19 protein-coding genes are annotated in these 23,574 nt (G+C 37.4%); 4 read left to right on the forward strand and 15 right to left on the reverse strand.

Features of this window, described 5'->3' with window-relative positions; translation table 11 throughout:
• Nucleotides 1–2 precede the first annotated feature (2 nt).
• Complete coding sequence (locus tag ACK4HO_RS01470) at nt 3–470, forward strand: CYTH domain-containing protein (protein ID WP_409661839.1); 468 nt, start codon at nt 3–5, stop codon at nt 468–470.
• Here ACK4HO_RS01470 and ACK4HO_RS01475 read toward each other — a convergent pair whose 3' ends face one another.
• The 11 genes from ACK4HO_RS01475 to uvrC all read right to left on the reverse strand — a co-directional run bounded on the left by ACK4HO_RS01475 (nt 471) and on the right by uvrC (nt 14,910).
• Nucleotides 471–1,019, reverse strand: coding sequence for a septal ring lytic transglycosylase RlpA family protein (locus ACK4HO_RS01475; RefSeq protein ID WP_409661546.1), 549 nt, complete (start codon nt 1,017–1,019; stop codon nt 471–473).
• A gap of 84 nt (nt 1,020–1,103) precedes the next feature.
• Nucleotides 1,104–1,526, reverse strand: coding sequence for a hypothetical protein (locus tag ACK4HO_RS01480; protein WP_187659011.1), 423 nt, complete (start codon nt 1,524–1,526; stop codon nt 1,104–1,106).
• Between the two features lie 82 nt (nt 1,527–1,608).
• Nucleotides 1,609–3,252, reverse strand: coding sequence for a glucose-6-phosphate isomerase (gene pgi / locus ACK4HO_RS01485; RefSeq protein WP_409661549.1), 1,644 nt, complete (start codon nt 3,250–3,252; stop codon nt 1,609–1,611).
• A gap of 94 nt (nt 3,253–3,346) precedes the next feature.
• Nucleotides 3,347–4,585 (reverse strand): peptidoglycan DD-metalloendopeptidase family protein, encoded by a 1,239-nt coding sequence (locus ACK4HO_RS01490; protein WP_409661552.1) that lies wholly within the window; start codon nt 4,583–4,585, stop codon nt 3,347–3,349.
• Nucleotides 4,586–4,594: 9 nt separating this feature from the next.
• Nucleotides 4,595–5,530 carry a tryptophan 2,3-dioxygenase family protein gene (locus ACK4HO_RS01495; protein ID WP_409661555.1) on the reverse strand — a complete coding sequence of 312 codons (936 nt, stop codon included), beginning with the start codon at nt 5,528–5,530 and terminating at the stop codon, nt 4,595–4,597.
• On the reverse strand, nt 5,530–6,306 hold the full coding sequence (locus ACK4HO_RS01500) for a DUF3108 domain-containing protein (RefSeq protein ID WP_409661558.1): 777 nt from the start codon (nt 6,304–6,306) through the stop codon (nt 5,530–5,532). Before ACK4HO_RS01500 ends, ACK4HO_RS01495 begins: the two co-directional genes overlap by 1 nt.
• A 286-nt stretch (nt 6,307–6,592) precedes the next feature.
• Nucleotides 6,593–7,753 (reverse strand): 4-hydroxyphenylpyruvate dioxygenase, encoded by a 1,161-nt coding sequence (hppD, locus tag ACK4HO_RS01505; protein ID WP_409661561.1) that lies wholly within the window; start codon nt 7,751–7,753, stop codon nt 6,593–6,595.
• A gap of 53 nt (nt 7,754–7,806) precedes the next feature.
• Nucleotides 7,807–8,964 (reverse strand): homogentisate 1,2-dioxygenase, encoded by a 1,158-nt coding sequence (locus tag ACK4HO_RS01510; RefSeq protein WP_409661564.1) that lies wholly within the window; start codon nt 8,962–8,964, stop codon nt 7,807–7,809.
• A 358-nt stretch (nt 8,965–9,322) separates the two neighbouring features.
• Nucleotides 9,323–10,798, reverse strand: a complete 1,476-nt coding sequence (locus tag ACK4HO_RS01515) for an amino acid permease (RefSeq protein ID WP_409661567.1) — start codon at nt 10,796–10,798, stop codon at nt 9,323–9,325.
• An 89-nt stretch (nt 10,799–10,887) separates the two neighbouring features.
• Complete coding sequence (locus ACK4HO_RS01520) at nt 10,888–13,101, reverse strand: patatin-like phospholipase family protein (protein ID WP_409661570.1); 2,214 nt, start codon at nt 13,099–13,101, stop codon at nt 10,888–10,890.
• A 9-nt stretch (nt 13,102–13,110) separates the two neighbouring features.
• Nucleotides 13,111–14,910 (reverse strand): excinuclease ABC subunit UvrC, encoded by a 1,800-nt coding sequence (gene uvrC, locus ACK4HO_RS01525; protein ID WP_409661573.1) that lies wholly within the window; start codon nt 14,908–14,910, stop codon nt 13,111–13,113.
• Nucleotides 14,911–15,015: 105 nt separating this feature from the next.
• Between uvrC and ACK4HO_RS01530 the strand changes: the two genes are divergently transcribed.
• Complete coding sequence (locus ACK4HO_RS01530; protein ID WP_409661576.1) at nt 15,016–16,269, forward strand: pyridoxal-dependent decarboxylase; 1,254 nt, start codon at nt 15,016–15,018, stop codon at nt 16,267–16,269.
• On the forward strand, nt 16,247–16,834 hold the full coding sequence (locus ACK4HO_RS01535; protein WP_409661579.1) for a 5-formyltetrahydrofolate cyclo-ligase: 588 nt from the start codon (nt 16,247–16,249) through the stop codon (nt 16,832–16,834). The genes ACK4HO_RS01530 and ACK4HO_RS01535 overlap by 23 nt, the downstream gene beginning before the upstream one ends.
• Here the strand turns inward: ACK4HO_RS01535 and ACK4HO_RS01540 are convergent.
• Nucleotides 16,803–17,432, reverse strand: coding sequence for a lipoprotein signal peptidase (locus ACK4HO_RS01540; RefSeq protein WP_409661582.1), 630 nt, complete (start codon nt 17,430–17,432; stop codon nt 16,803–16,805). The two genes, ACK4HO_RS01535 and ACK4HO_RS01540, sit on opposite strands and share 32 nt — an antisense overlap.
• A 186-nt stretch (nt 17,433–17,618) precedes the next feature.
• On the opposite strand from ACK4HO_RS01540, the gene ACK4HO_RS01545 reads away from it, so the two are divergent.
• Nucleotides 17,619–18,866 carry an LVIVD repeat-containing protein gene (locus tag ACK4HO_RS01545; protein WP_409661585.1) on the forward strand — a complete coding sequence of 416 codons (1,248 nt, stop codon included), beginning with the start codon at nt 17,619–17,621 and terminating at the stop codon, nt 18,864–18,866.
• 56 nt (nt 18,867–18,922) lie between these two features.
• Here ACK4HO_RS01545 and ACK4HO_RS01550 read toward each other — a convergent pair whose 3' ends face one another.
• The 3 genes from ACK4HO_RS01550 to recO all read right to left on the reverse strand — a co-directional run bounded on the left by ACK4HO_RS01550 (nt 18,923) and on the right by recO (nt 23,561).
• Nucleotides 18,923–19,303, reverse strand: coding sequence for a TraR/DksA family transcriptional regulator (locus ACK4HO_RS01550; protein ID WP_121312043.1), 381 nt, complete (start codon nt 19,301–19,303; stop codon nt 18,923–18,925).
• A gap of 12 nt (nt 19,304–19,315) precedes the next feature.
• Nucleotides 19,316–22,717, reverse strand: a complete 3,402-nt coding sequence (gene ileS / locus ACK4HO_RS01555) for an isoleucine--tRNA ligase (RefSeq protein WP_409661588.1) — start codon at nt 22,715–22,717, stop codon at nt 19,316–19,318.
• A gap of 130 nt (nt 22,718–22,847) precedes the next feature.
• Nucleotides 22,848–23,561 carry a DNA repair protein RecO gene (recO, locus tag ACK4HO_RS01560; RefSeq protein ID WP_409661591.1) on the reverse strand — a complete coding sequence of 238 codons (714 nt, stop codon included), beginning with the start codon at nt 23,559–23,561 and terminating at the stop codon, nt 22,848–22,850.
• Nucleotides 23,562–23,574 lie beyond the last annotated feature (13 nt).

Genomic DNA, 23,574 nt, shown 5'->3' on the forward strand with positions numbered 1-23,574 from the left:
AAATGGTAGAAATAGAACGAAAGTTTTTAGTGCTTTCGAATGATTTTATAAACGAAGCTTTCTCGAAAAAAAGAATTGTGCAAGCTTATTTAAGTTCGAATCCCGACAGAACGGTTCGTGTCAGAATTAAAGGGGACAAAGGGTTTATTACGATAAAAGGCAAAAGCAATGCCAACGGTACGACTCGCTTGGAATGGGAAAGAGAAATCAGTTTAATGGATGCAGAAACACTTTTGTCTATTTGTGAAAGCGGAACCATTGACAAGATTCGCTACGAAATCAAAGTAGGGAATCATGTTTATGAAGTGGATATCTTTTCCGGGGAAAATGAAGGCTTAATTATGGCTGAAATCGAATTGGAATCAGAAGAAGAATCTTTTGAAAAACCAATTTGGCTTGGCGAAGAAGTCACCAATGATGAACGTTATTATAATGCTTATTTGAGTAAAAAGCCGTTTGCCGCTTGGTAATTATTTTTTCTCTTCTACGACTTCAATTTTTACAATCACAACCCCCGAATTTTTATTGGAAGTAATATCCATGAAAGCGCGACGGCTTAAATCAATTTCACGTACTTTAGAAAATGGTCCGCGATCGGTAATTTCTACCACAACCGATTTTCCGTTGGCTTCGTTGGTTACTTTTACTATGGTGCCAAAAGGCAGTTTTTTGTGTGCGGCGGTGTATTTATTGTTGTCAAATCTTCTCCCGCTAGCGGTTCTTCTCCCATTGAATTTATTGTGGTAATAAGAAGCGTGAGCGTTTTTTTTGTAAACTTTTAGTTTTGAATTGGGATCAATTTGTAGGGTGTCAGTTTCTTGAAAATCAACAGCAACTCTACTTTTTAGCGTATCGGCAACCACTTTAGTTTTGTCTTTGCTCTCTTTAACTGTAGCAGGTTTCTCTTTACCCTTTTCTTGTTGGGGTTTTTCTTTCTGTTGCGGATTTTTAACAAAAGAACTAAGAGTAAAAATGGCGCTTAATATAGAAATAAAAAGGACGACTATTTTGGTATTCATAAGGAGCTTTTTAATTAATAAAAGGGTTTTGCAAAAACCGTACCTTGATAAAAAAAGTCCTTTTCAGGACTTAAATTTTATGGGTTAGAACCAAAGTTTCCAAGGAATTCGACTCAAGATAAGAAGTAAACCTAAACCGTAAAAAACAGCGATTGATCTAAATTTTCCTGTACTTGTTGATGCTTTTTTGTGTTTAGACCAACCAACGGTAATCAAAACAATTGCAATAATATTTGTTAATGGATGCTCCAAAGAAGTAAGTCTTAGTGCGGCATCTTTCATTTGGCCAAAAACAGCAGAGCCAAGAGGAGAAACAAAATAAAGAATCAACCCGACTAATAACTGTATGTGTGTTGCAATCAAACCAAACAAGGCAATTTTTCGGTCTTTAGCAGTAAATTCTTTTTTGGAAGACATTCCAATAAACGAATTAACAACGGCGACAACCAATAATAATAACGCTAAATAAGCCCAACCCGAATGGAATTTTTGAATGAAGTGGTACATAGTTTTGTTTTTAGAATAACAAATATAGAGAAAAGGGATAAAAAAACGACACAGATTAGCGAGGTTTTAAGTTATGTTTAAACTATTTGTGGTCTAAAAAATGTTTTAATAAAAATGTTGTTGAACTGTCATGCTGTTTTACGTCACCAGAATAAATCTCTTCTAAAATAGAATTGGCCAACTGTTTTCCCAATTCAACACCCCATTGGTCATAACTGAAAATATTCCAAATAATCCCTTGCACAAAGATCTTGTGTTCATATAAAGCCACTAACGAACCCAATGATTTTGGGGTTAATTTTTCAATTAAAAGTGTATTTGTAGGCTTGTTTCCCGTGAAAACTTTAAACGGTAAAAGATAATCGGCTTTTGCTCCGGTTACGTTTTGTTTTTCAAACTCAGCTTTGACTTGTGCTTCGGTTTTACCATTTAACAAAGCTTCAGTTTGGGCAAAAAAGTTCGACATTAATTTGTCATGATGGTCTTGATTGCCATATAAAGGTTGAACGTAACCAATAAAATCAGTCGGAATCATTTTAGTTCCTTGGTGTATTAACTGGAAAAAAGCATGTTGGGAATTGGTTCCCGGTTCGCCCCAAATAATAGTTCCGGTTTGATAATTAACCTGTTTTCCATCGCGACCAACACTTTTTCCGTTGCTTTCCATAATGCCTTGTTGCAAGTATGGAGCTAACTTCTGTAAATACTGCGTGTAAGGAATCAAAGCTTCACTTTCAGCTCCAAAAAAATTGTTGTACCAAATGCTTAATAAGGCTAAAACTACCGGAATATTTTTATCGAAAGATTCAGTTTTGAAATGGTCGTCCATTTCGTTTGCCCCTTTTAGTAAATCATCAAAATTGTCGAAACCAACCGCTAAACTGATGGACAAACCAACCGCACTCCAAAGCGAAAAACGGCCGCCAACCCAATCCCACATTGGGAAAATATTGTCAGGATTAATACCGAATTCGGTTACTTTTTGAATGTTGGTAGAAACGGCAACGAAATGTTTAGCTACATCTTCTTGCTTTGCTGATTTCAAAAACCAAGCGCGAATGGTTTCGGCGTTCGAAAGTGTTTCTTGCGTAGTAAAAGTTTTTGAAGCGATTACAAAAAGGGTCGTTTCCGGATTTAATTTTTTTATGACTTCGTTCACGTGATCGCCATCCACATTGGATACAAAATGAACCGTCAAATGGTTTTTATAAAACTGTAAAGCCTCAACTACCATGGCCGGACCAAGGTCAGAACCACCGATTCCGATATTCACTACATCGGTAAAAGCTTTGCCGGTGAAACCTTTTCTTTGTCCCGAAATGACTTCGTTGGAGAAGGCTTTGATTTTGTTCTTTACGGCATAAATTTCAGGCATCACATTTTCTCCATCTACTAAAACGTTAGCAGTTTTCGGTGAACGCAAAGCGGTGTGTAAAACGGCTCTGTTTTCGGTTTGGTTGATGACATCACCATTAAAATATTGAGCAATAGCTTCTTTCAGATTGGCTTCTTGGGCCAACTCCTGTAGTAAATTTAAAGTATCTTGGTTGATGATGTTTTTAGAATAATCGACTAAAAAATCATTCCATTGGATATGAAATTTTGATGCTCTTGCAGTATCATTGGCAAACATTTCCTTCATGGAAACGTTTTTCATTTGAGCGTAATGTTGGTTTAATTTCTCCCAAGCGTTTGTGCTTGTCGGGTTTATTTGTGTTAAGGCCATTCTTTTACATTTGAGCGACAAATTTACAAATATTGATTGGTAAAAAAAGGGAGAATATTTTACGCGAACGTTGTAGTAACAAAAAAAGTTGAAATTACTTTCTGAATTTGGCTTCAGCTGTGCTGTCCAATACTTTTTTTAGCGGTGTAATGACTTCCAGGAATTTCTGTTTGTATTTAGAATCCATAGGCGTTGAAGTAGGCAGTTTTAAGCGCAAAGCATCCACTTGAACCCCATTTTTCCAGAAACGATAGCATACGTGTGGTCCTGTTGCTAAACCGGTGCTTCCGACTTTACCAATGACTTGTCCTTGGGTTACTCTTTGGCCGCGACGGACCAAGATTTTGGACATGTGTAAGTATTGGGTTGAATAAGTTCGGTCGTGTTTTACTTTGACGAAATTTCCGTTTCCTGCGGTATATCCTGATTGTTCAACAACTCCTGCAGCAGTTGACATGATTGGCGTTCCGGTTGGTGCTGCATAATCAGTTCCATTATGTGCTTTCCATCTTTTTTGTACGGGATGAAATCGGTTTTTGGTGTATTTGGAAGTAATGTTCACAAATTTCAGTGGTGCTTTCAGGAAGAAATTTTTCAATGTTTTTCCTTCTTCATCGTAGTATTCTTGTCTTTTTGAATTTTCATTTGGCGAGAATGGGAAAGCGTAGATGTTTTTGCCTTTGTATTCAAAAAAAGAAGCTTTCAAACTGTCAACGCCGTCGTAAACAGTATCGTTTATGTATCGTTCGGTGAAGGTTAACCCAAATTTGTCTCCTTTTTGCAGTTTAAAGAAGTCAATAGACCAAGCGTATATTTTGGCAATTTTGGAAGCCAATGCCGGATCAACATTCTCTTGGGCTAAAGTTTCTGATAAAGAACCATTCAAAGCACCGGCAATTGTTCGGGTTTTGAAAGTTAACGGTCTGGTTTTTTTTCGAGCCGTTACCGAATCTCTGAAATCGATTACATAATAATTGATTTTATCCGGTTGGTAGATAAAATACTGGATTTTATTCGTTTTTCCTTTGCTGCGAAGAATGGTGTAAGGTTTGCCTTTTCTAATGTTTCTAACATCAAAACTGTCTTTCACTTTGGCTGCGATATCAAAAACACCTTTGTCGCCTAAATTTTGTTTGTCAATAATACTTCCGAAAGTATCTCCTGATTTCACGGTGTCATTAACCACATTAAAATCGTGCAGATTGAATCCAAAATCAACTAATTTAGGTTTGGGTTTTTCTACAACAAATTCTTCTTCTTTTGTTTTATCACAAGAGATTACAAAAGAAGTGACTACCAAAGCCAAGAAAATTATTCGAAACAGTTTTGACATCATGCTAGCTTATAATCCTTCGCCCCAATTTTTTAATTCGTCTTCGCTCCACAATTCCGGGAAAAATATACGGCGTTGGTATTTGGGATGCATGTATTTTTTCCAATCGCTTCCGCCGGTGGCTTCGCCTGAACCTTGTCCACTTTCAATGTATTTTTTGGCGGCATTTAAATGGCCCATTACCCAAGTGATGTTTACGGTGTAATCGTAGTGGCGCATGGCATTTATTAAAGCTGCATCTTTTTGGTCTTCTAATGGGAGTTGCTTAAATTTTTGCCAAATATTAATAGTGTTGTATTCTTCCATGTATCGTAGAAATTCTTCACGATACTTTTTTTCAAAATTGATCAACAGTGCACTTTTTTCTCCTGTGTGATAATCTTTTCCGGCAGCTTGCCAATATAAATGTTCAAAAGCATGAGAGTAAGGTGTATTTCGGTCAATATTGGCTCTGAAACGATAATCAATTAAGTTGATTAAATCGGTTGAGGAGAATTCAATCATTCTATATTGTGCACTTTGAAATCCACTTGCCGGCGTCAAAGTGTTTCTGAATTTCATGTATTGTTCCACTTCCATTCCGTCGCCCATAATGTCGAAAGAAGTGGTCAGCATGTCGAAATAGCGACTGATTCTTCGAAGTTTTTCAGTGAAAAAAGCGGTTTTCGGATTTTCGGTATGACATAGTTGGTCGATTTCCCATAGGATCATCTTAAACAACAATTCGTTGACTTGATGGTACATGATAAAAACCATTTCGTCAGGCAAAACGGTTCTTTGGGTTTGAAGGTTCAATAAGGCATCGGTTTGAATATAATCCCAATAAGTAATTGGTTTGGCCCAAAGCAATCCTTCAAGATGGGTTTCGGTTTTTTGATTTATAGCTTCAAACTTTTGTTCTAATGCGTCTAAGATTGGGTTGTAGTTAGTTGTTTTGTTGTTCATTATTTTTTTAATTTAACCATAAAAGGACTTTTCAATCCTTTAAAGCCGTCTAAATCTGCCTTGATGGAACCAACGGCTAAACTGGCCTTAATTCGCAAAGGTATTTTATTTTCGTCATCTGATATCCAAACCGTCAGACTTTCTTCTTCTTTGAAAACTCTTCCCGATTGTACCAATGGTCTAAAAACCATAGTTGATGCTGTTCCGAATTTAGTTTTTAATTGTTCTCTACCGGTGAATTTTAATTTGAATTTAAAAACTTCGTCATCAAAAAACATATCAACAACGATAGATTCACCTACTTTTAGTTTATCAATATTAGGATGATTTCTCAAGTAATAAAAAGTAGATAAGATGTCTTGAACGTTTTCGGTTACGGAAAATGTTTTTTCGGTGTTGTTTTTATAATTTTTCACCAAAACCTTGTTGTTGGCTTGGTTGAAAAAGCCCTCTTGATTTTTAGTATAACCGCCTTCATCAATCTTTCTAACGAATTGATAGGGCTTGTTAGTAACTTTATCAAAATAACTTTCGTAGGTGTCATCTACTTTAAAGAAGAAGCGTGACATTCCGACAGTATATCCTTTACCAATAACGTGATAGACTTTTTTGTGTTCCTTTACCGCTTCTTTGACTTCCAGGGTTGCAAATCCTGCATTGATGAAGCCGTAGTGAATTCTGAACTTGAACCATTCACCGGTATCATAGGCTTCAGGTTTTTGAGTTTCAAAACTTACAGTGGCAAAGAGCAATAATAAAAATAGGTATTTTTTCATTTTTTATGAATTTTCTACTGTAAGTGCAATATCCGTTCCAAAAGTACCAAAACAAAAAAACCCAATCAAATTAATGACTGAGTTTTTATGCTATTAACCAACCAAAAAACTATAAATTATGAAAATTTATCCAAAAGTTGAGGGAACCACCCCTCTTTTTTGATGCTGCAAAGATAATTCAACCTGTTGCGTTATTGCAAGAATAAAATCAACTTTAACAATAATTTAATAAAACATAGGCTTTTTTAAGGTCATTTTTTAAATTATGTTTAACAAATTTTAGTTTTTACAGTGTTCCTCGTAACATTTGTTCTCTTTCGATAGACTCAAACAAAGCTTTGAAATTTCCGGCACCAAATCCTCTTGCGCCCATTCTTTGAATAATTTCAAAAAATAAAGTTGGTCGGTCTTCAACCGGTCGAGTAAAAATTTGCAGCAAATAGCCTTCCTCATCAGCATCAATCATAATCCCCAGTTTTTGAAGTTCATTAATGTCTTCTTTGAATTTATTCATGTGGTCTTTCAACCTTTCCGGAATAGCATCGTAATAGGCTTGAGGTGGCGTTGTTAAAAATTCAATTCCTCTGGCGCGCATATCGGCCACCGTAGTGATGATGTCGTCTGTCGCTACAGCAATGTGTTGCACACCTGAACCTTCATAGAAATCTAGATATTCTTCAATTTGCGAGCGTTTTTTTCCTTCAGCCGGTTCATTGATTGGGAATTTAATTCTTCCGTTACCGTTACTCATTACTTTTGACATCAAGGCAGAATATTCGGTGGTAATTTGTTTGTCGTCAAAGGAAAGGAAGTTTACAAATCCCATTACATCTTCGTACCATTTTACCCAAGTATTCATTTCGTTCCAACCTACATTACCAACCATATGGTCAACATATTTCAAACCAACCGGTTTCGGATTGTAATCGGATTTCCATTCTTTGTAGCCAGGTAAAAATGCACCTTTGTAATTTTTGCGTTCTACAAACATGTGAACGGTTTCTCCGTAAGTATAAATTCCGGCACGAACTACTTCTCCGTGTTCATCTTTTTCTACTGTAGGTTCCATATAAACTTTTGCTCCGCGTTTGGTAGTTTCTTCAAAAGCCGAACGAGCATCTTCTACCCATAATGCTATTATTTTCACACCATCGCCATGTTTTTTTACGTGTTCACCTATAGGCGAATCGCTGTTTAAGGCTGTAGTTAATACCAAACGAATTTTGTCTTGTTTCAAAACATAAGACGCTCGGTCTCTCATTCCGGTTTCTAAACCTGCGTAGGCATGAGATTGAAAACCAAAGGCAGTTTTGTAAAAATGCGCTGCTTGTTTAGCATTACCCACGTAAAACTCTACATAGTCTGTTCCTAAAAGCGGCAGAAAATCCTGTGCGCCTTCAAATATTTTTTCGAGTCCGTATTCTACGGATTTTATTTCTTTTGACATAATCAAATCTATTTAAAAGGGAATGTCATTCCCCGAAAGTTGTGTTTAATTTTTTACTCTAACCAAGATTGGAAATACTTGTCATCGGCAATTTTCATGGCTTCTTCAGTTACCATTAAAGGTTTGAAAGTATCTACCATTACTGCCAATTCTTGGGTGTCTTTTTTACCAATACTTCTCTCTGCAGCTCCCGGATGCGGGCCATGCGGAATTCCGGCCGGGTGCAATGAAATGTGTCCGGCTTCGATGTCGTTTCGGCTCATGAAATCTCCGTCTACATAGTACAATACTTCATCAGAATCGATGTTGCTGTGGTTGTATGGTGCCGGAATGGCATCAGGATGGTAGTCGTATAAACGCGGTACGAAAGAACAAACTACAAACGCATCGGTTTCAAAAGTTTGGTGCACTGGTGGCGGTTGGTGAATTCTTCCCGTTATCGGCTCAAAGTCATGAATAGAGAAGGCATACGGATAATTATAACCGTCATAACCAATAACATCAAAAGGATGCGTGGCATAAACCATATCAAAAATTTCGTCTTTCTTTTTGACTTTGATTACAAATTCCCCTTTTTCGTCATGGGTTTCTAATTCGTATGGTCGACGAATATCGCGTTCGCAAAAAGGAGAATGTTCTAACAATTGTCCGAACCAGTTTCTGTAGCGTTTTGGCGTATAAATTGGTCGGTGAGATTCAACAATGAACAAACGATTGTCTTCGGTATCAAAATCTATTTTGTAGATGATTCCACGAGGAATGATTAAATAATCTCCGTATTTGAAATCGATGTTGCCCAACATGGTTCTCAATTTTCCGGAACCTTTGTGGATAAAAATCATTTCATCGGAATCGGTATTTTTATAGAAATACTCGGTGGTCGATTTTTTGGGTGCGGCCAACACTATGTGGCAATCCGAGTTGGTTAAGACAATTTTTCGGCTTTCCAAAAAGTCGTTTTCCGGATTTACCTGAAATCCGCGTAGGCGATACGATTGAATATTATTGGCTTTAGAAATTTTGGGTGCAACACTGTATTGACTTCTGATTTCCTTTACTTGTGTTGGTCGATGCTCGTGATAAGAGTTGGTTGACATACCGTCAAAACCTACAGTACCGAACAATTGTTCGTAATACAAGTCGCCGTTAGGTTTGCGAAAGATGGTGTGTCTTTTAGGGGGAATGTTTCCCAGTTTATGATATAATGGCATAATCTTTTAATTTGAAATTTATTAATTCGAAATAAATTAGGCTGAGATTTTCAGCTAAAAGAAAGAATGCTCACTCAGGATTTCTCTTGATGAGGAATTTTAAATGCGCCAATAAATCTTGCCAAGCTAACGTCATGTTTTGAGATTATTTATCTTTTAGATTTTTACCTACAACGATTCCCATTCCAAAAGCGGCAATAATGGCTAATAATATTATCATATCATGATTTTTTGCTATACAAATATCGTAATAATATGAATTCTAAAAATGATAATTGTCAATTTTTTAAAAAACAAAAAAGGATTAAAGAGTTTTGATAGACTCTTTAATCCTTTGGATTTAAATTTTAGGATTGAATTATTCTTTAGGATTGTTTAGTTTGCTTCTTTTTTTACTGTAACCAAAGTAAACTATAAAACCTAAGGCCAACCAACCAAGCAATCTTAACCAGTTTGTCCAACCTAAACCATAAATCATAGCCAAACAAACTACTATTCCTAATATTGGTACCAATGGAACAAAAGGCGTTTTGAATTCGCGTTTCATATCGGGCTCGGTTTTTCTCAACACAATTACAGAAATACAAACTAAAATAAAAGCGAATAAGGTTCCGATACTAGTCATATCACCTACAATGTCACCGGGAACAAAAGCGGCGAAAAGGCCAACAATTACTAAGATAGCTAAATTAGCTTTGTATGGTGTTTTGTATTTTGGATGTACTTCACTGAAAGCTTTTGGTAACAAACCATCTTTACCCATAGAGTAGAAAACTCTGGATTGACCTAATAACATTACCAAAATCACCGAAGAGAATCCGGCTAAAATTGCCACAGTAACAAACTGTGCCAACCATTCGTAGCCAACCATATATTTTTGAATAGCAAAAGAAACTGAAGCTTCTTTTCCGCCGGTTCTGAAATCTTCAACAGTAGCCACACCGGTTAAAACGTGAGCGAACAAGATGTATAAAACGGTACAAATAGCCAATGACCCTAAAATTCCTATCGGCATATCGCGTTTCGGATTTTTAGTTTCTTGAGCGGCTGTACTCACGGCATCAAATCCGATGAAAGCGAAGAAAACTGTTCCTGCTGCACCGAGAATTCCCATAATACCGCCATAACTATGACCAATACCATGTTCGTCTGTAAAGATTCCCGGTTCCGGAATATATGGTGTGTGATTGGCATCGTTGATAAAACTCCATCCAAAAACAATAATCATTACCACAATGGCTACTTTCACCACTACAATAATTCCGTTTACAAAAGCGGATTCTTGCGTTCCTTTGATTAAAAGCAAACTGATTGCCCCAACAATGAATAAAGCCGGTAAATTGATGATTCCGTTAACGCCATCTAAAGAAGTTTGGAACGGCGAATGACAAAATTCATACGGAATTGGGCTCACATGGAGCACATTGACCAGCAGGTTGTTGAGGTATTCACTCCAAGCGATACCAACAGTAGCAGCACCTACAGCGTATTCTAAAATTAAATCCCATCCAATAATCCACGCAAGGAATTCTCCCATTGTGGCATAAGTATAGGTATAAGCACTTCCGGCTATAGGAATAGAAGAAGATAATTCAGCGTAACACAATCCGGCTAAAGCACAACCGATAGCGGCTACAATAAAACCAATGGTTACAGATGGTCCGGCATTTTGAGCGGCAGCAGTGGCAGTTCTAACGAATAAACCGGCACCAATAATAGCACCAATTCCTAAAGCAACCAAAGACCAAGCGGTTAGTGTTCTTTTTAATCCTTTTTCAGATTCTGACGCTTCTGCTAATAGTAGCGCCATGGGTTTTCTTTTCCAAATCGACATAAATAGTTAGTTTAGTTAATAGCTTTCAAATATAGTTTTTTATGTTTCATGTACGGCAAAAATATATATTTTGCGATTCAATTAAAATTTTAGAACCAAAATCCGATACTGATAAAAGTATAGCCTCGGGTGAGTTCAGGTGACCAACTGTATTTGACTTCTACCGGACCGATGACGGATTCTAAAGCGTATCCAATGGCGTAACCGTTGTAAGTTGGTTTCGAAAGCCAATTTCCGGTTCGGAACAAATCATCTTCTACATTGGCAAAGTTAGCGGCAAAATTGACGTGGTTTTTTTTGAAAAATTCGTAATCAAAAGTAATACATGACTTGATATAACTATCGGCAGAGAGACTTAAAAAGTCATAACCATAAAAATGTTTAAAGTTATTAATGGTATTATAACCATAACCACCAAGTACAAAATCAAAAAAATGTACACTGTCATTTCCAAAAACAAATCCTAAATCAGATTGCAATTTGATGGTGGCTTTTTTGTAAAATGTTTTGACTATTCCGATTTCTCCTTTGGCTATCGAGTATCGGTTAAATTCCCTTGTATAATCTGATGAATAAAGAAATGATTGAATATCCCCGGAAAAAAACCAGCCTTTTTTTGGAAATAATTTATTATCAAAAGAGTCATATTTCATATACCCAAAAACACTTGCGTAGGAACTTTTTTCAAAGGTTGGATTGACTTCGCTTAGGTTGTCAGTTCTTATTTTTAAATATTTCCATTCTACTCCGGCACCAATGAGAAACTTTTGTATGAAAACCGTTTGCATGTAAGCTTGGTTGGTAAAATCTGAAAAGTCAATATTGAGCGTACTTAAACCCAATTGCCCCAAAACTTCTCCGTCTCTAAAATCGGTGGCGACATTTCGATTGAATTGATTGAAACGAGATTTGAGTCCGAAACTCCAGTAAAAACCATTGTCAATATAATAGTCTAAATTATAACGAATATTATCACCAAGACCAATATCGAGCGAAACGACATCGTTTTTAAAGAGTGATTTTTTTTGAGTGATGTTGGTTAAAAGTGCACTTTTATATAAGCCGTCATAGTGTAAACCAAATTTTAAAAAGGTTTTGGTGGCATTTTCAGTAAGGTTTAATTTTAACTCATCGGCACCTTGATAAGGTTCAATAGTATAACTTATTCTACTGAAGTTTTGCGTAGCATTGATATTGTTAATTCCGGTTTTTAAATCATCGTAACTGATTTTTTTGCCGTTTTTAAAACGCAGTTTCCCCAATACGTAGGCTCTGGTGTAATTGTCTAATTTGTTAAGGCTGATACTTTTAATAAACAAGGAGTCAGTGCTTCGGGAATGATTATTCAACTTAAAAGAGCTATTCTGATTAGCCAACCGTTTTATTTTTTCCAATTCGAGCAATGCGGCGATTTCCCCTTTTTTAATAATTTCCCTGCCTTGGTCAAAGGAAATCACACCATAGTTGGAAATGTCGGGTTTGATGTAAATATCCGTAATTCTCTTTTTTTCATTCATGCTTTTAATCATGTCCAAATTGGTGATTTGAACCAAAATCCGAGTAGCATCTTTCAATGCATCTCGATTTTTTAAATCGTCTTGAACATCAACGCCAATGATAATATCGGCACCCATTTTACGTACTTCTTCTGCAGGATAGTTATTGACCACACCACCGTCAATTAAAACCCTGCCGTCAATTTCTACCGGAGAAAATAATGAAGGAAAAGCAGAACTGGCCAACAAAGCTTGGGCCAAATAACCATCTTTCAAGATAATGGCTTCCCCTGTTTCAATATCTGTTGCTACACATAAAAACGGAATTGGGAGTTGGTCAAATTTTCTAACGTGTCTTACTTTATGCGTCAGTTTTGACAACAAATTATAGTTATACATTCCCTTAGAAAGCGCAATGGGAATCCCGATTTTAAATTTGTGAAACGGTAAGGAAATCGCATACATTTCGTCATTTCGCTTCTCATAAAAATTTTTGGAGGAACGCGGAATGTAATCTTGCAGCAATTCGTCAAAGTTAGTGTTGTAAAAAATAGAATCTATTTGCGTAGCGCTGTAACCTGAAGCATACAAGCCACCAACCACCGCGCCCATACTGGTGCCGCCAATATAATCTACTTTGATTCCGTTTTCTTCTAAAACTTTCAAAACACCAATATGAGCAAAACCTTTGGCACCACCGCCACTAAGTACCAATCCGATTTTAGGTCTTTTGGTTTTAGTCGAATCTTGTGCCACAACCACTTGAAGAAAAAAGAGTCCAACAAGAAGTAGTATAGTTTTTTTCATAAATTGAGACTAGGATTTACCGATTGCGTAAAATTCGGAAATTTTTTTGGCTTTTGAGGCACCAACAACCTCAGAAATTTCTTTTTCTGTGGCCAATTGCAATCTTTTAACACTTTTAAAATGTTTTATTAAAGTCAGCATGGTTTTTTCACCAATTCCCGGAATGGTTTCCATCGAAGTTTGCAAAGCCGATTTGCTGCGTTTGTGACGATGGTGCGTAATTCCGAAACGGTGTGCTTCGTTGCGCAAATGTTGGATGATTTTTAAAGTTTCCGATTTTTTGTCCAAATAAAGTGGCACCGAATCGCCGGGATAAAATAACTCTTCCAGTCTTTTGGCAATGCCAATGATGGCGACTTTACCACGCAATCCTAAATCATCGATACTTTTTAGTGCCGAAGACAATTGTCCTTTGCCGCCATCAATGATAATCAGTTGAGGTAAAGGTTGGTTTTCATCAAGCATTCGTTTGTATCTTCGGTAAACGACTTCTTCCATAGAGGCAAAGTCATTCGGACCTTCGACGGTTTTGATGTTGAAATGACGATAATCTTTTTTGCTAGGTTTGCCGTCTTTAAAAACCACACAAGCCGAAACCGGATTCGTTCCCTGAATATTCGAGTTGTCAAAACATTCAATATGTCTTGGTTCAGTCGAAAGGCGTAAATCTTTCTGCATTTGTGCCATAATTCGGGTCGTATGCCTTTCAGGGTCGACAATCTGAATTTGTTTGAGTTGTTCCAAACGCTGGTATTTGGCATTGCGTTGCGACAATTCTAAGATTTGTTTTTTGTCGCCGAGTTGTGGTACGGTGACTTTTATTTTATCGCCAAAATCGAGTTCGAACGGCAAAATAATTTCTTTGGTAGTCAAATGAAAACGTTCTCTCAATTCCACAACAGCCAATTCTAGTAATTCTTCGTCAGTTTCGTCGAGCTTCTTTTTGATTTCCATCGTGTGCGAACGGATAATCGCACCGTGGGCTATTTGCAAGAAATTGACATAAGCCATAGTTTCATCGGAAACAATAGAAAACACATCTACATTCGAAATTTTCGGATTTAAAATGGTTGAACGCGATTGGTAATTTTCGAGGACTTCAATTTTTTCTTTGATTTTCTGTGCGGCTTCGAATTTCATTTCAATGGCCAATTCCTGCATCAGTTTTTTAAAATCGCGCAAACTGTCTTTGAAATTGCCTTTTAGTATTTCGCGAATGGCATCGACTTGCTTTTGGTAATGTTCCAAAGTTTCATAGCCTTCACATGGGCCTTTACAGTTGCCAATATGGTATTCCAAACACACTTTGTATTTACCCGATTTGATATTGGCGTCATTTAAATCGTAGTTGCAAGTACGCAGCGGATACAATTCTTTAATTAAATCTAAAATCGTGTTGACCGTTTTGAAATTGGTGTACGGACCAAAATATTCCGAGCCGTCTTTGACCATTCTGCGTGTGGGGAATATCCTTGAAAACGGTTCTTTTTTGATGCAAATCCACGGATAGGTTTTGTCGTCTTTGAGCAAAACATTATAGCGTGGCTGTAGTTTTTTGATGAGGTTGTTTTCCAACAAAAGCGCATCGGCTTCTGAGGAAACGACTATGTGTTTGATTTCAACTATCTTCTTGACCAACACATTTGTTTTAGCGTTGTCGTGGAGTTTATTAAAATAGGAAGTAACCCTTTTCTTTAGGTTTTTGGCTTTGCCTACATATAAAATCTTCGCCTCTTTATCATAATACTGATAAACGCCCGGACTGTCGGGTAAGGTTTGGAGTTGGAGTTCTATAGAAGGGATTTCCATAAAAACAAAGTTAACGGAAATCTGATTAAATACAAGAGGAGTAAAGCCTAACATTTATCATGTTTTTTGCTGAGGCGAAACCTTAGTTTTGTCAAAAATTTAGGTATGAAATTCTGGAAAAAACTCACCAACGACCGAAGAAAAGATTGTATAGAGAAGATATTGCGGGCTAATGTCAATTTTTCAAGAGACATTTCATTGGGTTATCCTGCGTCAAAATTGGACAGTAGAGTATTTAACGATGACGCGCCATTTTTAAAAGATGCACCCGTTTTACAAACTTATGTGGCCAATCCGAATAACATTGGTTGTCACACTTTTGGCACTTCTGAGAAAGCCTTTAATGGTACACATGACATAGAACGAGAAGTATTGAATGTTATTGCGGTTGATATTTTTAAGGCAGAGCCGAATGGTTTTGATGGTTACATTTCGCCCGGCGGCACTGAAGCCAATATCCAAGCCATTTGGATGTTCCGCAATTATTTTATGAATAATTTTGACGCCAAAGGAGAAGAAATTGTCATTGTAGCTTCAGAAGATACGCATTATTCGATTCCGAAAGCGTCTAATTTGTTACAACTCGATTGGCTGAAGATTCCGGTTGATTTTGATACGCGTGCGATTGACAAAAAGCAATTGGAACAAATCATTCTAGAGGCTCAAAAAGCAGGCAAGAAATATTTTATAGCGGTTTCCAATTTGGGCACAACGATGTTTGGCTCAGTAGACAATCCTGAAGATTATATCGAGGTTTTAGAGAAGCATCAGTTACCCTATAAATTGCATATTGACGGTGCTTACGGCGGTTTTGTTTATCCTTTTAGCAACCAAGAATCGGCGATTAATTTCAGCAATCCGAAGATTAGTTCTATCACCATTGATGCGCACAAAATGTTACAAGCACCATACGGAACCGGCGTTTTTATTTGCCGAAAAGGCTATATCGAAAACGTCTTAACCAAAGAAGCAGAATACGTTGAAGGAATGGATTTAACGTTGTGCGGCAGCAGAAGTGGTGCCAATGCCGTGGCGGTTTGGATGATATTATTTACTTATGGACCTAATGGTTGGTTTGAAAAAGTGAGTGTTTTGCAAATGCGGACGCAGTTTTTATGTAACCAATTGGACGCGATGAATATTCAGTATTTCCGAGAGCCTTTTATGAATATAGTGACGATTAAAGCGGAGTTTATACCCGAAAAAATAGCAGAGAAATACGATTTGGTGCCGCAACAACATGACGGAAACAACCAATGGTACAAAATTGTGTTGATGGATCACGTAGAAGTTGAACATTTGACTACTTTTATGGAAGATTTGATGGCTATTAATTATGTTGAAAAAAGACTTACGTAAAAAGTATAAAGAGCTCCGACAGGCATTTTCTGAGGAAGAATTGGAAGATAAAAGTTTGGCCATTGCTAATAGATTATTACAATTGGGCACTACCGCAGAAGGAGTTGAAATTTGGGAACAAACCTATTTTCATTTGTTCCTGACCATTGAAGAACAAAGGGAAGTAGACACCGAGTTTGTTTTGCAAATCTTAGCCGGAAAAGACAAAGAAATTGTAGTGGCCAAAAGTAATTTTGAAACACTCGAAATGACCCATTATTTGCTTACCGACAATACTAAGTTCCAAAAAAACGAGTACAATATCTACGAACCCGTAGATGGAATAGAAGTCCCAACTTCAAAAATCGACGTCGTTTTTGTGCCGCTTTTAGCTTATGATACAAAGGGCAATCGAGTGGGTTATGGCAAAGGATTCTATGATACCTTTTTGTCCAAGTGCAAAGAAGATGTTATTAAAATAGGTTTGTCTTTCTTTGAACCGGAAGATTTGATTGAAGATGTTTCTGCTACCGATATTCGTTTGGATTATTGTATTACTCCTTTGACTCTTTATAGCTTTCGATAACCGTTTTTTTTGCGAAAGCCTTTTTGTTGAAAACAATCAAAATCCCAACGCCTGTCGATATTGCTACATCGGCTACGTTAAAAATGGCATTGAAGAATTTGAAAGGTTGTCCGCCCCAAATAGGCATCCAATCTGGAAAATGACCTTCGAAGATTGGAAAATACAACATGTCTACCACTTCACCGTGAAACCATTTTTGATAAGGTTTGTCGGTAAACATTTCGGCCAATTGATGGTGACTGTCGCTAAAAAGTTGGCCGTAAAAAACAGAATCTATAATGTTGCCTACTGCTCCGGCAAATATGAGTGAAATGGCTACCATTAAATACCTGGAAGAATGTTTGGTACTGGCATCATACAACCAATAACCGATTCCGGTAATGGCCAATAGTCGGAAAATGGTCAAAATTAATTTACCGTGTGTTCCCGGAATTTTTGTTCCCCAAGCCATTCCGTCATTTTCTATGAAATAAATCTTAAACCAATCATAAACTTTATATTCATCACCAAGGATAAAATTAGTTTTGATATATATCTTGGAAAATTGATCTATCAATAAAATAATCGCGATGATTAAAATGGAATTGCGTAATGACATTCTTCGGGTTTTAATGGCGCAAAAATAACAATATTATTATACAAAAAACATAATATTTTTATAGTTATAATTCTCATCCAATACAATTTACCGCAGTTAACAAAAGAATTAGTAATTTTACTGTTACAAGCAACCCAAACTGTTTTTCTTCATCCTTGAGAAACAGTAACCAATAAAACTATTGATATGAAAAAAATTTATTTGCTCACCATTTTTGTTTTTTCTGTATTGGCATTGTCCTGTGATAATGACAATAATAATGCAGAGCAAGCAAGGTTTGCCGTTCCTGTAATAAAATCATTGGCTGAAATCAGAGGTGATGTGGCTGTAACCGCCGCCAGACAAACCCAATCAGACGGGAAGATTTATGTAGCAGAAAACTATCTTTTTTACATTGCCCAAGAATCCGGCGTGCATGTTTTTAACAATTCAAATCCGGCTTTGCCTGTGAATATTGCTTTCATCAATTTGGCCGGTGTTCATGATATTTCTGTAAAAGGCAATTACCTTTATGCTGACAACTTTGTGGATTTACTGGTTTTTGATATAACCGATATTCAAAATATTACTTTGGTTAGAACCATCGAAAATTCGGTGGCTTTTTTTCCAACGTATCCTGAAGACGCAGAGTTTTATGATTATACGGTTTATCCGACCGGTAATGAAATCATAACCGGATTTACCATTGAAATGAAAGACCGATTGGAAGGACAAGAATTGATTTTAGCCAATGATGCTTTTGGTGCATTTGAAAGCGCAAGCGCAGGCTCTATAGGAACCGGTGGTTCGTATGCTCGTTTCCAAATCAACAATGACGCACTTTATACCATAGACTCTTATAAGTTGAACGTTTTCAATATTTCCGATCCGATTAACGCCTTTTTTGACAAAGAAATTTATATGACCCAATGGTTTGGTGGAGGAGAGTTTGAAACCTTATTTATTCAGAAAGATTTTTTATTCGTAGGCTCAACCACTGGAATGTATACGGTAAATGCAGAAGATGAATTCAATCCTTACTTTGTTTCCGGGTTTTCTCATGCTACGGCTTGTGATCCTGTGGTGGTTTATCTAAATACCGCTTATATTACGGTTCGCGGCGGTTCAACTTGTGGCGCCATTGACGATCAAATCAATGTTATCGATGTTACAGACATTGCCAATCCAACTTTGCTTTCCACTTATTTACTGGATGAGCCGTATGGTTTAGGCATTAAGAATAACGTATTGTATGTGGGTTGCGGGGCGAATGGATTAAAGATTTTTGATGCGACCAATAGTGCTAACCTGTCTTTGGAAAACACTTATGCCGGAAATGTAAAAGACATTATTCCGTTAGACAGTCACTTGATTGTAGTTGGGGATAATCATATTAAGCAATACAATTACGGACCGAATTTCACTTTGACCCTGATAAGTGAAATCAATTTATAATTAAAAAAGCCTCGAGAAATCGAGGCTTTTTTATACTTAGTAAAGTAAATTGTATATTATCGTTGTAAATTTTTGGCTTCTATACTCATAGTCGCATGAGGAACGATTTTTAGTCTTTCTTTAGAAATTAATTTACCGGTTACTTTGCAAACGCCGTAAGTTTTGTTTTCCACACGGAAAAGGGCATTTTTTAAATCGCGGATAAACTTCTCTTGGCGTATGGCCAATTGAGAGTTCGCTTCTTTAGACATGGTTTCGCTTCCTTCTTCGAAGGCTTTAAACGTTGGTGATGTATCATCGGTACCATTGTTTAAATCGTTCATGTACGCGCTTTTTATCAAGTCTAAATCGGCTTTGGCTTTTTCAATTTTCGCTAAAATAATTTCTTTGAACTCTGCTAAATCAGCATCTGAGTATCTTAATTTTTCTTCTACCATAATCTGTCTTAATTATTTAGAAATTAATATTCGTGTTTTTATCTCATCGAATTCTATTTCAGTACCATTGGGAACTTCATTCTCTAAAACTAGTGTTTCGGTTAAGGTCTCAGATTTGATATAGTTTTCGTTTTCTTGTATGGCTTTCGCCAATATCTCATTATGTTGTAAATGAACTTTTATTTTATCAGTAACTTCAAATCCGCTGTCTTTTCTTAGGTTTTGGATTCGGTTGACCAATTCTCTGGCAATACCTTCGTTCTTCAATTCCTCGGTCAGCGTAATATCTAACGCAACAGTTATGCCATTTGCATTGGCTACCAACCAACCCGGAATATCTTGCGAAGAAATCTCAACATCTTCTAAGGATAAAATTATACTTTTTCCTGAAATAACAAGCGTTAGCTCACCTTTGGCATCTAGCTCGTTGATTTGCTCCGGTGTAAAGCTTTGTATCTCTTTGGAAATCAGCCCCATGTCTTTTCCAAAACGAGGTCCGAGTGTTTTAAAATTCGGCTTAATTTGCTTCACCAAAACGCCCGATGCATCGTCTAAAAGTTCGATTTCTTTGACGTTTACTTCGGCTTTTATCAGGTCGGAAACCGCCTCGATTTCAGCACGTTGATGCTCGTCAAGTATTGGTATCATTACCTTTTGCAACGGTTGACGCACCTTGATCATCTCCTTTTTACGGAGTGATAAAACCAGTGACGAAACCGTCTGTGCTTTCATCATTTTACTCTCTAACGATTTATCAACAAAGTTTTCAACTGAATTTGGAAATTTTGCCAAATGTACTGACTCAAATTCCTCTGTATGTGTTGCCTGCGTTAAGTCTCTGTAAAGTTTGTCCATAAAGAATGGCGCGATTGGCGCAGACAATTTCGCTACGTTTAACAAACAAGTGTACAAGGTTTGGTAAGCCGCAATTTTATCGGTGCCGTATTCGCCTTTCCAGAATCTTCTTCGGCACAAACGAACATACCAGTTGCTCAAATTTTCTTGAACGAAATCAGAAATAGCTCTGGCAGCTTTTGTTGGTTCGTAATCGGCGTAAGCTTCATCCACGACTTTAATCAACGTATGCAATTCGGATAAAATCCAGCGGTCAATTTCAGGTCTTTCGTTTAACGGAATTTCCGCCTCTGCGTATTTGAATCCGTCGATGTTCGCATATAAACTAAAGAACGAATAAGTATTATATAGCGTTCCGAAGAATTTACGACGCACTTCAGCCACACCTTCAATGTCAAATTTTAAGTTGTCCCAAGGATTCGCATTGGCAATCATGTACCAACGAGTAGCATCCGGACCGTATTCTGCTAATGTGGTGAATGGATCAACGGCGTTACCCAAACGTTTGGACATTTTTTGTCCGTTTTTGTCTAGCACTAGTCCGTTTGACACTACATTTTTATAGGCTACTTTGTCAAAAACCAACGTTCCGATAGCGTGTAAAGTATAGAACCAACCACGCGTTTGGTCAACACCTTCGGCGATGAAATCGGCCGGAAAATCTTTGTTTTCGTCAATTTTGTCTTTGTTTTCGAATGGATAATGCCATTGTGCATAAGGCATGGCGCCCGAATCGAACCAAACGTCAATCAAATCGCTTTCGCGTTTCATTGGTTTGCCTGATGGAGAAACTAAGGTGATGTTATCGACCACATTTTTGTGTAAATCCACCAAATCATAATTCTCCTCGCTCATGTTTCCAATTTCAAAACCTTTGAAAGGATTTACGGTTTCAACACCGGCTTGGATTGCTTTTTCTATAGCGTTATACAGTTCTTCAACTGAACCGATAAGCACTTCTTCTTGTTTGTCTTCAGTTCTCCAAATAGGTAACGGAATTCCCCAATATCTGGAACGCGACAAGTTCCAGTCGTTGGCATTTTTCAACCAATTTCCGAAACGGCCTTCACCGGTGGCTTTTGGTTTCCAGTTGATGGTGTCGTTTAAGTCGAACATTCTGTCTTTAACGTCAGTTACTTTGATGAACCAAGAATCTAACGGATAATATAACAATGGTTCGTCGGTTCTCCAACTGTGCGGATAACTGTGAACGTATTTTTCAACTTTGAAAGCTTTGTTTTCTTCTTTTAGCTGAATGGCAATTTCCACATCAGCTGAACGTTCCGGTACATCATTGGCATCGTAATATTCGTTTTTTACATATTTTCCGGAGTATTCGCCCAAACCTTGGATGAATTTTCCTTGTAAATCTACCAATGGTACAGGATTTCCGATTTCATCTAAAACCAACATTGGCGGTACTTCCGGTGTGGCTTCTTTGGCTACTTTAGCATCATCGGCACCAAAAGTCGGCGCGGTGTGTACAATTCCGGTTCCGTCTTCTGTAGTAACGAAATCTCCTGAAATTACTCTAAAAGCATTTTCAGCATTTTGATATGGTAAAACCAATGGCATCAACTGTTCGTAACGGATTTCGATTAAATCTTTTCCTTTACATTCGGCTAAAATTTGGTATGGAATTTTTTTGTCTTCGGCTTTGTAATTGGCAAAATCGGCATCGCTTTCTGCCAAAACAAATTTTCCTGCGAATTGTTTTCCGACTAAATTTTTAGCCAAAATAACATTCACCGGTTCGAAAGTGTATTGGTTAAACGTTTTCACCAAAACATACTCGATTTTTGGTCCGACCGTCAAAGCGGTGTTGCTGGGCAACGTCCATGGCGTGGTCGTCCAAGCTAATATGTGAATATCACCAAATCCTTGAAGGAAAGAAGGTAATGTTTCCTGTTTTGTTTTGAATTGTGCTACCACTGTGGTATCAGTCACATCGCGGTAACTTCCCGGTTGGTTGACTTCGTGTGAAGACAATCCGGTTCCGGCTTTTGGAGAATACGGTTGGATGGTGTAGCCTTTGTACAACAAACCTTTATCGTAGATTTGTTTCAATAGCCACCAAACGCTTTCCATGTATTTGGATTTGTAAGTCACATACGGATCTTCCATATCAACCCAATAACCCATTTTTTCGGTTAGGTCATTCCATACGTCCGTGTAGCGCATAACGGTTCTTTTACACGCTTCGTTGTATTCTTCGATGGAAATGGTTTTCCCGATGTCTTCTTTGGTGATGCCCAATTCTTTTTCGGTACCCAATTCAACAGGCAAACCGTGAGTGTCCCAGCCCGCTTTACGCTTAACTTGGAACCCTTTTTGGGTTTTATAACGACAAAAAATATCTTTAATCGCACGGGCCATTACGTGGTGAATCCCGGGTAAACCATTCGCAGACGGCGGCCCTTCAAAAAACACATACGGCGTGGCACCTTCACGCGAAGTTACACTTTGCTCAAAGACGTTATTTTTTTTCCAAAAATCAAGAACTTCCGAGGCTACGGTAGGCAAGTCAAGTCCTTTGTATTCAGTAAACTTAGTACTCATTTTTGTCGTTTTCTTAAATCAGGTTGCGAAAGTAAGGAATTTTGAATAAATGAGAGAAAAGAAGCAAGAAAAAAGAGGGAACAGAAGTGTTTTTTAAGAAAAATTAAAAACAGCCTTTGTTTTTGAAATATTAAGCAAAAACTTCCTTTAAAACCTCCAGAGATTTTGGTTTTTTGAAACCGTCGAGGTGAATGGTGTAATAATCGAGTAGGATTTTGAGTAAAATTTGGCGTTCGATACCGGCAAAAACCTTTTGATTGCTGTCAAATTTTAGGTCGATTAGTTTTTTGAACAAATGGGTTTCATGTTCGGTGAGGCAACTCGTTCCCAAAAATGGGGAAAAAACACCGTCTTTCATTTCAAAATGTTTGCCGTCTATATCGGTTGTGTCCGGATAAAAGCCTAGGAATTTGGTCACTTCCAAAAGTAAAATCAGGTGAAAGTTGGCCGTTTCTTCGTGATTGTCGAGCCAAAGTAAAGCTGATTCTAAAAAGAGAAATAAGTTTTCGTTTTTTTCTTCTTCTTGGATACTGTGGTGGAGCATTTCTGAGAGAAAAATAACGATAGTACTTTTGATGACGTCGGTGTTGATAGTGTGGTAAGCGTGTGCCAATTTGATTTCTTTGAAATGTTCCAAAGTGCCTTTGTTTTTGTGATTGGCTTCGATTTCGAGGAGCGTCAACGGTTGGAAATAGGCAATTTTTTGGTTCGATTTTTTACTCGAAAAAGCACTTTGCACAAAATAACTTTTTAAGCCATCACTTAGTGTAAAGCATTTCACTATCAGGCTTTTTTCCTGATATTTTAGGGAAGAAATTACGATGGCTTTTGTTTTGACTTGCATAAGGTTGTAGGTT

It is taken from the genome of Flavobacterium sp. (genome assembly GCF_046296355.1).
Lineage (GTDB): Bacteria > Bacteroidota > Bacteroidia > Flavobacteriales > Flavobacteriaceae > Flavobacterium.